At 72.0% G+C, this 12,598-nt stretch carries 12 protein-coding genes; 7 read left to right on the top strand and 5 right to left on the bottom strand.

Going from position 1 to position 12,598, the window contains the following annotated elements; translation table 11 throughout:
- Positions 1-25: 25 nt before the first annotated feature.
- Positions 26-1,024, bottom strand: coding sequence for a DUF1259 domain-containing protein (locus ACIQGQ_RS33230; RefSeq protein WP_402403125.1), 999 nt, complete (start codon positions 1,022-1,024; stop codon positions 26-28).
- A gap of 206 nt (positions 1,025-1,230) precedes the next feature.
- On the opposite strand from ACIQGQ_RS33230, the gene ACIQGQ_RS33225 reads away from it, so the two are divergent.
- Complete coding sequence (locus tag ACIQGQ_RS33225; protein WP_402403122.1) at positions 1,231-2,415, top strand: DUF2786 domain-containing protein; 1,185 nt, start codon at positions 1,231-1,233, stop codon at positions 2,413-2,415.
- Between the two features lie 152 nt (positions 2,416-2,567).
- On the top strand, positions 2,568-4,760 hold the full coding sequence (locus tag ACIQGQ_RS33220; protein ID WP_402403119.1) for an FUSC family protein: 2,193 nt from the start codon (positions 2,568-2,570) through the stop codon (positions 4,758-4,760).
- Positions 4,761-4,767: 7 nt separating this feature from the next.
- On the opposite strand, the gene ACIQGQ_RS33215 is transcribed toward ACIQGQ_RS33220, so the two are convergent.
- On the bottom strand, positions 4,768-5,271 hold the full coding sequence (locus ACIQGQ_RS33215; protein WP_402403116.1) for a hypothetical protein: 504 nt from the start codon (positions 5,269-5,271) through the stop codon (positions 4,768-4,770).
- A gap of 253 nt (positions 5,272-5,524) precedes the next feature.
- Between ACIQGQ_RS33215 and ACIQGQ_RS33210 the strand changes: the two genes are divergently transcribed.
- Positions 5,525-5,767 carry a DUF397 domain-containing protein gene (locus ACIQGQ_RS33210; RefSeq protein ID WP_352275568.1) on the top strand — a complete coding sequence of 81 codons (243 nt, stop codon included), beginning with the start codon at positions 5,525-5,527 and terminating at the stop codon, positions 5,765-5,767.
- 141 nt (positions 5,768-5,908) lie between these two features.
- Here ACIQGQ_RS33210 and ACIQGQ_RS33205 read toward each other — a convergent pair whose 3' ends face one another.
- Positions 5,909-6,394 carry an ATP-binding protein gene (locus ACIQGQ_RS33205; protein WP_402403206.1) on the bottom strand — a complete coding sequence of 162 codons (486 nt, stop codon included), beginning with the start codon at positions 6,392-6,394 and terminating at the stop codon, positions 5,909-5,911.
- Between the two features lie 329 nt (positions 6,395-6,723).
- Between ACIQGQ_RS33205 and ACIQGQ_RS33200 the strand changes: the two genes are divergently transcribed.
- The 4 genes from ACIQGQ_RS33200 (at position 6,724) to ACIQGQ_RS33185 (ending at position 10,449) form a co-directional block, all read left to right on the top strand.
- Positions 6,724-7,608 (top strand): helix-turn-helix domain-containing protein, encoded by an 885-nt coding sequence (locus ACIQGQ_RS33200; protein ID WP_402403112.1) that lies wholly within the window; start codon positions 6,724-6,726, stop codon positions 7,606-7,608.
- Positions 7,609-7,662: 54 nt separating this feature from the next.
- Complete coding sequence (locus ACIQGQ_RS33195) at positions 7,663-9,120, top strand: aldehyde dehydrogenase family protein (RefSeq protein WP_402403110.1); 1,458 nt, start codon at positions 7,663-7,665, stop codon at positions 9,118-9,120.
- 117 nt (positions 9,121-9,237) lie between these two features.
- On the top strand, positions 9,238-9,789 hold the full coding sequence (locus ACIQGQ_RS33190) for a DinB family protein (RefSeq protein WP_402403107.1): 552 nt from the start codon (positions 9,238-9,240) through the stop codon (positions 9,787-9,789).
- An 18-nt stretch (positions 9,790-9,807) separates the two neighbouring features.
- Positions 9,808-10,449 carry a PadR family transcriptional regulator gene (locus ACIQGQ_RS33185; RefSeq protein WP_402403105.1) on the top strand — a complete coding sequence of 214 codons (642 nt, stop codon included), beginning with the start codon at positions 9,808-9,810 and terminating at the stop codon, positions 10,447-10,449.
- Between the two features lie 7 nt (positions 10,450-10,456).
- Here the strand turns inward: ACIQGQ_RS33185 and ACIQGQ_RS33180 are convergent, their stop codons facing one another.
- Both ACIQGQ_RS33180 and wrbA read right to left on the bottom strand, forming a co-directional pair.
- Complete coding sequence (locus ACIQGQ_RS33180; RefSeq protein WP_402403102.1) at positions 10,457-11,881, bottom strand: glutamate decarboxylase; 1,425 nt, start codon at positions 11,879-11,881, stop codon at positions 10,457-10,459.
- Positions 11,882-11,927: 46 nt separating this feature from the next.
- Positions 11,928-12,551 (bottom strand): NAD(P)H:quinone oxidoreductase, encoded by a 624-nt coding sequence (gene wrbA, locus ACIQGQ_RS33175; RefSeq protein ID WP_402403099.1) that lies wholly within the window; start codon positions 12,549-12,551, stop codon positions 11,928-11,930.
- Between the last annotated feature and the right edge of the window lie 47 nt (positions 12,552-12,598).

Genomic DNA, 12,598 nt, shown 5'->3' with positions numbered 1-12,598 from the left:
CAACACGGCCCGGCCCGGCAGGCTCTCAGCCGCCCGGCACGACGTTCGTGGCGTCCACGGCGGCCCGCAGCGTGCGGGCGAGCCGTACCCCGTCGTCCACCGCCCAGAAGTGGGTGAAGAACAGCCGGGGGCTCTCCGAGAGATGGTGGTTGTGCAGCTCGACCAGCTTGATCCCGCCGCGCCGCAGGGCCCTCAGCACGTGGGGGACCTCCTCGGCGAGCATCGCGCAGTCGCCGCTGAGGGCGGCCCGGCCGCCGCCGACCGGCTGGAAGTTGAACGCGCTGGTCGAGCCCAGTCCGGGCGGCAGGACCAGCGGGCCGTCGGCGATGGTCTCGCGGCGCCAGAAGAGGACCTTGAAGAGCCCGTCCTCGACGCTGCCCGGGGCGCCCAGCGCCGCCTCCATCCCGGCGATGTCCAGGTCGACCGGGGTGCGCCGGTCGGGCGGTGCGGGCGGTGGGGTGCCGGTGCGGTCGAGCCCGGCGCGCAACCCGCGGGCCAGGGCCACCGGATCGCGGCCGTGGCCGTGCACATGGACCCACCAGAGGTCGGGGATCTGGGCGAGCAGGTGCTTGTGGAGGGCGGTCTGCTCGATGCCGTGCGCCTGCCAGGCGTCGACCACCCCCTGGAGTTCGCGTTCGGTGACCACCATGTCCCCCATGAGCATCGTGGTGCCGTCGGCGTAGCGGATGAAGGCCACATGGGTGCCGAGGGCGAGGCCGGGGGTGACGACGACCCCGTCGGAGACCACCAGGAGGTCCCGCCGGGGAAAGCCCGTGTGGTACGTCGTCTCGCGCAGCATGTTGCCGGGGCGGCCGAGCGCCTCCGCCACCTCGGCCCAGTCCTCCGGTTCGGTGGGCACCGGCCGGACGAGCGGCCCGTGCGCCGTCCCGTCCGCGCGGGCCGTCCCCGCGGTGCCCGCCGCGGCCAGGACCGGGGTGAGCGCGGCGGCGGTCAGTAATCCCCGCCGCGACGGGGCCGCCGCGGCCGCCCGTACCCGAGGTTCCTGGGGTCGTTTCCCGGTCATCGCACCATCGCCTCCGCCTGTTCGATCGGATCCATGGCGCGATGAAAGCATGCGAAATCTGGATGAAAAGATAGAAAGCGGATACACCGTCAGCGGGTCCGGCCGGACGGGTGAGGCCGAGCGTCGTACAGAAGTTCGATATCCACAGGGTGTGGACGGCCGGGCCCGGCCCCGGCCCGCCGCGCCGCCCTGCCTACCCTGGCTCCATGGAACCGGTGATCGACCAGGCGTGTGCGGCGGCCCTCTACGCGGACGGCGACGCCGGGCTCGACGCCGGGGCCTCCCTCCTCGCCGCCGACCCGGCGTCCGACGCGGAGCTGTTCCGGCGCGGCGAGGAGTTCGTCCGCCGCGCCTGGGAGCGCGGCTGGCAGCCCGCCGACGTCGTCCGCACGGTCCGCCGCGAGCTGGACGAGACCGCCGCCGGGATCGCCGCCGGGCTGATCGGCGCGGAGACGGCGCGCTACGAGCGGCTGCCGCCGCGCTGGCGGGCCCAGCTCGACGCGCTGCCCGAGGCCCCGCCCCGCAACCGCCCGGACCGGTTCTCCTACGCCTTCGCCGTGCTCGGGCTCTACCGGCTGCTGCTCGGGCTCCCCGCCATCGAGCCGGTCGGTCCTCCGCCCGGTGCCGCCGAGGACGCGCTCCGGCGTGCGCCCGCGCCCGGCGAGCCCCGGATGCTGACCCGTATCCGCGCCCTGCTCGCCAAGGCGGAGGCGACCGGTTTCCCGGAGGAGGCCGAGGCGCTCACCACCAAGGCGCAGGAACTGATGGCCCGGCACTCCATCGACGAGGCGCTGCTCGCGGCCCGCACCCATGGCACGGACGCGCCCGGCGCCTGCCGGATCGGGGTGGACGCGCCGTACGAGACGGCCAAGGCGATCCTGCTCGACGCGGTCGCCACCGCGAACCGCTGCCGCTCGGTGTGGAACAGCGAGCTCGGCTTCTCCACGGTGGTCGGCTTCGATCCCGACCTGGACGCGGTGGAGCTGCTGTACACCTCCCTGCTGGTCCAGGGCACCGTCGCGATGACGAGGGCGGAGGCGGGCCAGCGGGCCGGCGGACGCAAGCGGACCAAGACATTCCGGCAGTCGTTCCTGATGGCGTACGCCCAGCGGCTCGGCAGCCGCCTCGCCGCCGACACCGCCCGGGTCACCGCCGAGGCCGAGGCCGGGGGAGGTGCGGAGGCGGGTGCCTCCCCCGCCCTGCTGCCGGTCCTCGCCGCCCGCGACGTCGCGGTCACGGCCACCGCCGAGCGGATGTTCCCGAGGACGACCACCACCCGGGTCCGGGGCGCCACCGACCTCGACGGCTGGACCCACGGCACGGAGGCGGCGGACCGGGCGCGGATGGCCGGCCGCGACCCGCAACTGCGCGGCGGGCGCGGAAAGCGCTGAGGGGGGCGAGGGGGCGCGAAGGGGTGCGAGGGGCGCCCCGCGCCCCGTACGCGACGGCGCCCGCGCCCCGCCCCCTTCACGCCCCACCCCCTCCCGCACTCCGAAACCGGCAATTCAGGTCAATGGGTCATCAATCCGGCTAGGCTCAAGCCATGAGCTGGCTCCGGGCGCTGAAGGAGACCGCCCGCTCGGGGCTCTCGATCGAGCGACGGCGGCTCGAACCGCTCATCGCGATCCGCGGCGCGACCGGGCTCGCCCTGGTCATCGGGGTCGCGCTGGCGTTCTTCGGGCCGGTGGTCGCCGCGAGTTCCGCCTTCGGGGCGTTCCAGGCTGCCATCGCGACCTTCCAGCGCAGCTGGCGCCCCCGCCCGGTCCTCGCCCTGGTCTCCGGGGCGAGCCTCGCCGTGTCGACCTTCCTCGGCTATCTGACCGGCTCGCGGGCGGTGCTCTTCCTCGCCCTGCTGGTGCTCTGGACCTTCGTCGCCGGGCTGTCCTGGGCGGCCGGGCCGACCGCGGGCATCATCGCCGCGTCCAACGTCGCGATCATGCTGGTCACCGTCACCCTGCCCACCTCCGTCGCCGACTCGGCCGTGCACGCCGGGATGATCCTCTTCGGCGGGGTGGTGCAGGCCGTGCTCATCGTCCTGTTCCCGGTCCGCAGATGGGGCGCCCAGCGCGACGCGCTCGCCGACGCGCTGGCCGCCGAGGCCGACTACGCCCGCCGGCTGCGCCACGACCCGCTCGCCCCCTTCGACCCCGTCCCCCTGATGACGGCCCGCAGCGCCGCCGCCGTCACCCCGCGCCAGGCCCGCCGCCGGCCGCCCGAACTGCGCGGCCCGCGCGGGGTCGCCGAGCGGATCCGGCCGGTGCTCGCCTCGCTCGCCGACCCGTCCCTGGGCGTACCGTCCGAGGGCCCGGAGCGGGAGCGGGTCCGCGAGCTGCTGGCCGCCGCCGGATCGCTGCTGGACTCGGCGGCCCGCGCGATCCGGCACGGCGACCCGGTCGAGCTGGACCCGTCCGCCGTGGCCGCCCTGCGCACCCCCGACACCGGGACCCTGCTCACCGGCCCGCCGCTGCGCGCCGCCGACCGCTTGGCCGTGCTGCTCTCCGACGTCATCGAGACCGCCGAGGGCGAGGGCACCAAGGAGCAGGACGACCGGGCGGCGGAGGCCGCCGAGGAGCTGAAGGCCCGCGCCGACCACCGCCCCGCCGCCCCGCACCGCCACCGCAACCGCCCCCACCGCCCCGGCCTGCTGCGGCTGATCCCGGTCGTGGTGAAGGCGATGCGCGCCGAGGTCCGGCCCGGCTCCCCGATCCTGCGGCACGCGATCAGGCTCTCCGTCGTCGCCGCCGTCGGCTACCTCATCGGCACCACGCTGCCCTTCGGCCACGGCTACTGGGCGCCGATGGCCGCCGTCATGGCGATGCGTCCGGAGTTCACCCAGACGTACGGGCGGTCGATGGCCCGGTTCGGCGGCACCGTCGTCGGCGTCTCGCTGGCCACCGCGATCGTCCAGACCACCCACCCCGGCGTGACCACGGCCGCGGTCCTCTCGGTGGTCTGCGCCCTGCTGATGTACCTGCTGATGCGCACGGGGTACGTGGTCGGCCAGGCCTGCGTCTCGGCCTACGTCGTCTTCCTGCTCGGCATGGCGGGCGACGACTGGTCCCAGACCGTCCCCGAACGCGTCGTGCTCACCCTCGTCGGCGGCCTGCTGGCGATGGTCTCGTACGCCCTCTACCCGGCCTGGGAGACGCCCCGGCTCCGGGGCAGGCTCGGCGACTGGCTGAAGGCGGACGGCCGGTACGTCGCCGCGGTCGTCGAGCAGTACGCCGATCCGGCCGAACGCGGCCACGACGACGTGCGCGCCGCGCTGCTCGACACCCGCGATGCCCGGGTCGCCTGGCAGGAGGCGCTGGAGGCCGCCCGGCACGAACCGGTCCGCAACCGCGGCCTGTCCCGGGCCGCCGCCGACGACACCGAGCACGCGCTCGCCCAGTTCGGCCGGGCCGCGATGCTGCTGGAGGCCCATCTGCCGAGCGGCGGCGCCACCCCCGTACCGGGCGCGGGGCGGCTGGCCGACGCGCTGCGCCGGTCCACCGAGCGGGGCGCGAAGGCGGTACGCGAGCGCCGGGTGCCGGACTGGACCGAGGTGCGCGAGGCGCTGGCGGAATGGGACGCCCGGGTCCGGGCGGCCGAGGGCACCGACCGGGCGGAGGCGGACCCCTTCGTACGGGAAGGGGTCCACCTCCTCCTCGACTCCCTGGAGGAGTTCTCCCGGGGCCTGGACGGCGGCCCGGACACCGGCCGGGACCGCGACGGGCGTTCCGGCGCCGGGAAGTGACGTACGGTCAGGACGTCGGCAGGTCCGACAGGTCGGGCAGTCCGGACGGAAGCGCGCCGGCCGCGGTCTTGGCCAGCGTGTCGCGGACCCCGCTGGACCAGGACACCACGAGGGTCTTCCCGTCGATGGACTCGACGGTCCCCGCGGTCCGGTCGTCGCCGCCGTCGACGCACTTGAGTGTCAACGTCACCTTGCCGGATCCCGCCACGGTGCCGGTGCAGGCCCGCTGTTCGGTGACGAGCGCGACCTTGCCCGAGGCGACCGAGAGGACGACCGCCTTGCCGTCGGTCCTCCCGGCCCAGCCGCCCTCCAGCGCCGCGGCGTCGGTCCCGCCGTCACCGGTTCCGCCGTCACTCTCCGTGCCGGAGGTCGGGTCGGTCTGCCCGGTGGCCGCCCCGCCCGGCGCGCTGTCGTTCTTCCCGTCGTCGCCGCCGCTGCCGCAGGCGCTCAGTACCAACGGGGCGAGAAGACCGGCGGCGACCACGGCGCCGGTGCGTACGATTCTGTGCATCTGTAATTCCCCCTTGCCGACAAAAGACCGGGCCAAGTTATCAGCGGGATACAAGGGGATGGAGAGGTTCATCGAGGGTAGACGCAGCCGAAGCGGCTTCCCGTGCGTCTGCCATAGGGGAGGTAAAGCTGTAATCGCGGGAACACCCCGCGTGCACGTGCATCCGCGCATGCATCTGCTCATGCAGGGGGAATTGAACACAGCTATGATCCGGGACAGTTGACACTTGCACCTTGCAACTCGGGAGCGTCCTGTGCACCACGTTCACAACGGCATGGCGGCCACGGAGCTTCGCGGAGTCGTCTGGCAGAAGAGCCGACACAGCAACTCCCAAGGGTCCTGCGTGGAGTTCGCGAAACTACCCGACGGAGATGTGGCGATGCGGAATTCGCGCCACCCCGACGGACCGGCCTTGGTCTATACGCCGGCCGAGATAGAGGCGTTGCTCCTCGGGGTGAAGGACGGGGAGTTCGACCACCTCGTGGCGGGCGGCTGATCGCATTCCGTAACGGCGCGGGACGTTTCCCGCGACTTCCGCGCGGCTGTCGTACACATCACACGACGGAATACGGAGGGGCCGGGTGGGGCGTCGCACGACGCCCCACCCGGCCCCTCCGATCAGTTCCCCGGGAAGCGGTCAGACCCGGAACAGCGCCCAGACCACCTTGCCGTGCGAGGTCGTCATGGTTCCCGGGCCGTCCACCTCCGGCACCGGATGCCAGCCCCAGGAGTCGCTGAAGGACTCCACGAGGAAGAGGCCGCGCCCCGACTCCGCGTTGTCCGGCGCCTGGGAGGCGACCGGGCTCTCCTGGCTGTGGTCGCGCACGGCGCACACCAGGCGCGAGCTCCAGCGCATCAGGTGCAGCCGCACGGGCGGGTCCTGGGGGCCGTCCGGGGCGTCGTCCGTGGGCAGGGCGTGCCGCAGTGCGTTGGTGACGAGTTCGGAGACCACCAGTGCGACATCGTCAAAACATTCGGTGAGACCCCATCCGTTCAGCGTCGTCCGGGTGAACCGCCGCGCCCCGCCCACGGCTTCGAAGCAGGCGGGCAGTGTGCAGATGGCCGATCCGGAGACGGCTGAGGGATCGATGGGGGGAAGGCTCCGCCGTAACGGCGCGAGCATCGTCGATCCATTCGTCCCCATGCGAGGCACTCCCGGGATTCGCGGCTGTATCGGTACTGCGGGGGGTACAGCGGCACAACACGAACGAGCACGCAGGTGCGCGAGCCCCATGGTTCCCAATGCGCTGGGCAGATGCAAGGGCAGATGCACGTGCACGCGCCTGACCTGTCCGAACCCGTGCCGGTTCTTGGTCATTTCTTCCGGTGGGTATTTTCGAGCGGTTCTGGAACGCTTGTTATTTCCGTAATCGAATGAGTACGGGCTGAAGCGTTTTGGTGGCAGAATCCGGCACTTGGGGTTCACGGGGGGAGCCCCGTTGCCAGGAAGCGATGGGGAGGACCGGAGCAGTGGCGGCAGGCGAGTCGAGTGGATCGGTGGTGCGGCGCATCCTCCTGGGCTCGCAGCTCAGGAGGCTGCGCGATGCGCGTGGCATCACCCGTGAGGCGGCCGGCTACTCGATCCGGGCCTCCGAATCGAAGATCAGCCGCATGGAGTTGGGACGGGTGAGCTTCAAGGCGAGGGACGTCGAGGACCTGCTCACGCTCTACGGAGTCACGGACGAGACGGAGCGCGACGCCCTGCTCGGCCTGGCCCGTGAGGCCAACGTGGCGGGCTGGTGGCACAGCTACGGGGACGTTCTACCCGGCTGGTTTCAGACATATATCGGCCTGGAGGGGGCGGCGTCACTCATTCGAGTGTACGAAGTCCAGTTCGTCCACGGACTGTTGCAGACCGAGGCGTACGCCCACGCGGTCGTCACCCGGGGCATGGGCGCCGCGGCACCCACCGCCGAGATCGACCGGCGCGTGGCGCTCCGGCTGGAACGCCAGAAGGCGCTCGTCTCCGAGCGCTCCCCGCACTTCCACGCTGTACTGGACGAGGCGGCGCTGCGCCGGCCCTACGGGGACCGGGAGGTGATGCGCGGCCAGTTGCGGCATCTGATCGAAATGTCGGAACGGCCCAATGTCACGCTTCAGGTGATGCCGTTCAGTTTTGGTGGACATGCCGGGGAGAGCGGTTCCTTTACGATGCTCCGATTCCCGGAATCCGATCTGTCGGACATTGTCTATTTGGAGCAGCTGACAAGTGCGCTCTATCTGGACAAGGCAGAAGAAGTCGCGCAGTACGAAAAGGCCATCACCCGTCTGCACGAGGACAGTCCGGGCGAGGAGGAGAGCCGCGATCTGCTCCGTGGTCTGCTCCAACTGACCTGACTTGTCAGTACGATGACGGTTCGACGGGAGTCTGCAGCTGAGTTAAGGGATCGCATGTCCTTCTTCCACGAGCTGGCCCACCAATACATCGACGGTGAGTGGCGGACCGGTACCGGATCGTGGGACATCATCGATTTCAACCCCTACAACGGGGAGAAACTCGCCGCGATCACCATCTCGACCGCGCGTGAGGTCGACGAGGCCTACCGCGCCGCCGAGCGCGCACAGCGCCCCTGGGCCGCCGCCGGTGCGTTCCGGCGCCGCGAGGTGCTGGAGCGGGCGCTGACCGTCATCGGCGGACTGCGCGAGCGGATCGCCGAGGCCATCATCGACGAGGTCGGCGGCACCCGCGCCAAGGCGGAGTACGAGATCGGCCTCGCCGAGGAGTTCCTGCGCGACGCGATCCGCCGGGCCCTGCACCCGCCGGGCAGCCTCCCCTCCTCGCCGGTCGACGGCAAGGAGAACCGCCTCTACCGGCTGCCGGTCGGCGTCGTCGCGGTGATCGGCCCCTTCAACTTCCCCTTCCTGGTGGCGATGAAGTCCGTCGCCCCGGCCCTCGCGCTCGGCAACGCCGTCGTCGTCAAGCCCAACCAGAACGCCCCGATCACCGGCGGCACCCTCCTCGCGAAGGTCTTCGAGGACGCCGGGCTGCCCGCCGGGCTGCTCAACGTCCTGATCACCGATGTCGCCGAGATAGGCGACGCCTTCATCGAACACCCGGTGCCCCGGGTCGTCTCGTTCACCGGCACGGACCGGGTCGGCCGCCGGGTCGGCGCCGTCGCGGCGGGCCACTTCAAGCGGACGATCCTCGAACTCAGCGGGAACAGCGCCCTGGTGGTGCTGGAGGACGCCGACGTCGACCACGCGGTCGAGGCGGCCGTCTTCAGCCGCTTCCTCTACCAGGGGCAGGTCTGCATGGCCGCCAACCGCATCCTGGTGGACCGCCGGATCGAGCCCGAGTTCACCGCGAAGTTCACCGCCGCCGTGGCCGCGCTCAGGACGGGCGACCCGCGCGACCCGGAGACCCGGATCGGCCCGGTCATCAACGCCTTCCACGCCGACGCCCTGTCCGCCCTGGTCGACCAGGCGGTCGCCGAGGGCGCCACCGCCCTCGTCCGCGGCCGCACCCGGGGCAACCTCGTGGAGCCCAGCGTGCTCACCGGCCTGCCCGAGGGCTCCCCGCTGCTCTCCCAGGAGATCTTCGGCCCGGTGGCGCTGCTGGTGCCCTTCGACGGCGAGGAGGAGGCCGTACGGATCGTCAACGACACCCCATACGGGCTGAGCGGCGCCGTGCACACCCGGGACGTCGAGCGCGGGGTGCGGTTCGCGCGGCGGGTCGACAGCGGGATGTTCCACGTCAACGGCTCCACCGTGCAGGACGACCCGCTGGTGGCCTTCGGCGGCGAGAAGGCGTCCGGGCTGGGGCGGCTCAACGGGGAGGCGGCGGTGGGCGCCTTCACCACCCGGCGGTGGGTCTCGGTCCAGCACGGCCGCAGCGCGTTCCCCTTCTGACCCGGGGCCGGCGGGACGTTCCGCCGGCCCGGATAGTCGAGGACAGAAGCTGACCGCAAGGGTTCGTAACGTGATCGGTGTCAGGAAGAACCGGCACGGACCAGCAAGGCGGACCCCATGGTTACCCACGTTCCCTCCGAAGCGCCCGGCGACGAGCGCGGCATGCTCCTCTCCTTCGCCGAGGCCCAGCGCGGCGCGCTGCGGCGCTCGCTGCTCGGGCTGACCGCGGAGCAGGCCGCGAGCCGCCCCAGCGCCAGCGCGCTCTCGCTCTCCGGGCTCGTCAAGCACGTCGCCGAGACCGAGCTGAACTGGCTGCGGATGGCCCAGCAGCGGCCCAACGAGAAGGCCAGGACCGAGGCCACCTGGGCGGACTCCTTCCGGCTCGTCGGCGACGAGACCATCGAGGGCGTCCTGACGTTCTGGGAGGGCGTCGTGGCCGAGCTGGAGGAGTTCATCCGCGAGGTGCCCGATCTGGGGGACACCTTCCCGTTGCCCGAGGCGCCGTGGTTCCCGAAGGAGGGACGGGTCTCGATGCGCTGGCTGCTGGGCCACCTCGTCGAGGAGCACGCCCGGCACGCCGGGCACGCCGACATCATCCGGGAGTCGCTGGACGGCCGGACCGCGTTCGAGCTGGTCGCCGAGGAGAAGGGTTACTCTGGTCAAAGTTGATCAGAGAGGGTGCGTGCGATGTCCGCGATCCGGCTGCTGGTCCTCTGCGCCGTGCGCCGGCACGGCCGGGCGCACGGCTACCAGATCCGCAACGACCTGGAGTTCTGGGGCGCCCACGAGTGGTCCAACGCCAAGCCCGGGTCGATCTACCACGCACTGAAGCAGATGGCCGGGCAGGGACTGCTGGTCGCCCACGAGACGGAACCGAGCACCGTGGGCGGCCCGCCCCGCACGGAGTACGGGATCACCGCGCGCGGCGACGCGGAGTACTTCGCGCTGCTGCGCTCCGCGCTGACCTCGTACGACCAGAAGCCGGACGTGCTGACGGCGGCCCTGGGCGGGATCGTGGACCTCGGGCGGTCCGAGGCGGTCGCGCTGCTCAGGGAGCGGATCGCGGGACTGGCGGCCTGGCGGGCCGCGGTCACCGAGCACTACGTACCGCAGGACGGGCCCGGATCGGCCGGCCACATCGGCGAGATCATGAACCTGTGGATCCACTCGGCGGACGCCGGGGCCGAGTGGACGCGCGGCCTGATCGCCCGCATCGAGGGCGGGGCGTACACCTTCGCGGGCGAGGGCGAGATCTTCACCGGCATCCTCGCCGAGGATCAGGAGAACCCGTACGCGACCGGCGTACCGCACCCCGGCGACGCGGAGTAGCCCCCTCTCAGTGGTGGAAGGAGGGCCGCGGCGGCCGGTCGGCGCTCAGCGGGTGCGGCTGGCGGCGCAGCTCGGGCAGGAGCAGCCGGACGTCCTCCAGCAGCAGCTCGGCGAGGTCCGAGGAGAAGCCGTTGCGGCACACCACTCGCAGCACCGACAGGTCCTCCCGGTTGGCCGGGAAGGTGTACGCGGGCACCCGCCAGCCCTGCTCGCGCAGCCGCCTCGACAGGTCGAAGACGTCGTACGCCGTCACGTCCGGTGCGGTGGTGAGCGCGAAGACGGGCAGCTGGTCGCCGAGGGTGAGGAGGCGGAAGTCGTCCATCTCCCCGAGCCGTTTCGCGAGCCCGCACGCCACGTCCCGGGACGTCTGCTGGACGGCCCGGTAGCCCTCCCGGCCCAGCCGCAGGAAGGAGTAGTACTGCGCCACCACCTGGGCGCCCGGCCGGGAGAAGTTCAGCGCGAAGGTCGGCATGTCGCCGCCCAGGTAGTTCACCCGGAACACCAGCTCCTCGGGGAGTTCGGCGGGCGAGCGCCACAGCACCCAGCCGACACCCGGGTAGACCAGGCCGTACTTGTGGCCGGAGGTGTTGATGGAGGCGACCCGGTCCAGCCGGAAGTCCCACTCCAGCTCCTCGTCCAGGAACGGCGCCACCATCGCCCCGGACGCCCCGTCGACGTGGACGGGGATGTCGAGGCCGGTGCGCTCCTGGAGGGCGTCCAGCGCGGCGCACAGCTCGGCGATCGGCTCGTAGGAGCCGTCGAAGGTGGAGCCGAGGATGCCGACGACGCCGATGGTGTTCTCGTCGCAGAGCTCCGCCGCGGCCTGCGGGTCCAGGTGGAAGCGGTCGCCCTCCATCGGGACCTGGCGCGCCTCGATCTCCCAGAAGTTGCAGAACTTGTCCCAGCAGACCTGGACGTTGATGCCCATGACCAGGTTGGGCCGGGCGGTCGCCGGATAGCGGTCGGCGTTGCGCTTCGCCCAGCGGCGCTTGAGCGCCAGCCCGGCGAGCATGCACGCCTCGCTGGAGCCGGTGGTCGAGCAGCCGACGGTGGACGCGGGGTCGGGGGCGTTCCAGAGGTCGGCGAGCATCGCCACGCACCGTCGTTCCAGCTCGGCGGTGCGCGGGTACTCGTCCTTGTCGATCATGTTCTTGTCGCGGCACTCCGCCATCAGCACCCCGGCCTGCGGCTCCATCCAGGTGGTGACGAAGGTGGCCAGGTTGAGCCGGGCGTTGCCGTCGAGCATCAGCTCGTCGTGGACCAGTTCGTACGCGGTCGACGGCGGCATCGGTCCGTCGGGCAGCCGGTGCCGGGGCGGCGCCGACTCCATTCCGGCGACGGGGTCGGCCTCCCCGTAGAACGGGTTGAGGGCGAGTCTGCTGCGGGTCGGTGACGGTTCCGTGCCCGGGGACGGACCTTTGTGGAGCGGCATCGGAGGGCAGCCCTTCTGGTCGGCGTGGGTGTCGGCCTGCGGGCGGTCAGCCCCCGCCGGCCAGGCCGTCCTTGATGGCCCGGGTGAACTTCACGACCCGCTCGGCCTGGACCCGGGCGGCGGTCAGGGTCTGGTCGCCGACCGGGATGTCGCCCTGCCCGGCCACGTGCGAGGTGCCGTACGGGTTGCCGTCGACGAACTTGGACGGGTCCGTGTAGCCGGGGGCGACGAGGATGCCGCCGAAGTGGTGGATGGAGTTGTAGAGCGCGAGCAGGGTCGACTCCTGGCCGCCGTGGGTGGTGCTGGTGGCGGTGAAGCCGCTGTAGACCTTGTCGGCGAGGTGGCCGGCCTGCCAGAGCCCGCCGAGGGTGTCGATGAACTGCTTGAGCTGCGAGGTGACGTTGCCGAAGCGGGTCGGCGACCCGAAGATCACCGCGTCCGCCCAGACCATGTCGTCGGGCGTGGCCACGGGGACGTCGGCGGTGGCCTTCGCGTTGGCCGCCCAGGCCGGGTTGGAGTCGACCGCCGCCTGCGGGGCCAGCTCGGCGGCCTTGCGCAGCCGTACCTCGGCCCCGGCCTTCTCGGCGTACTCCGCGACGGCCTTGGCGATCGTGGCGACGGTTCCGGTCGACGAGTAGTAGATGACGGCGACGTTGACGGGCGTGGGCATGGCGAAGACCTCCGACGAATCGGTACAGGAGGGGTGAATCCGTCCGG

The organism is Streptomyces sp. NPDC092952, assembly GCF_044754785.1.
Classification (GTDB): Bacteria; Actinomycetota; Actinomycetes; order Streptomycetales; family Streptomycetaceae; genus Streptomyces.
The sequence above is the reverse complement of the archived record's forward strand: the minus strand, read 5'-3'. Positions and strand labels throughout refer to the sequence as shown.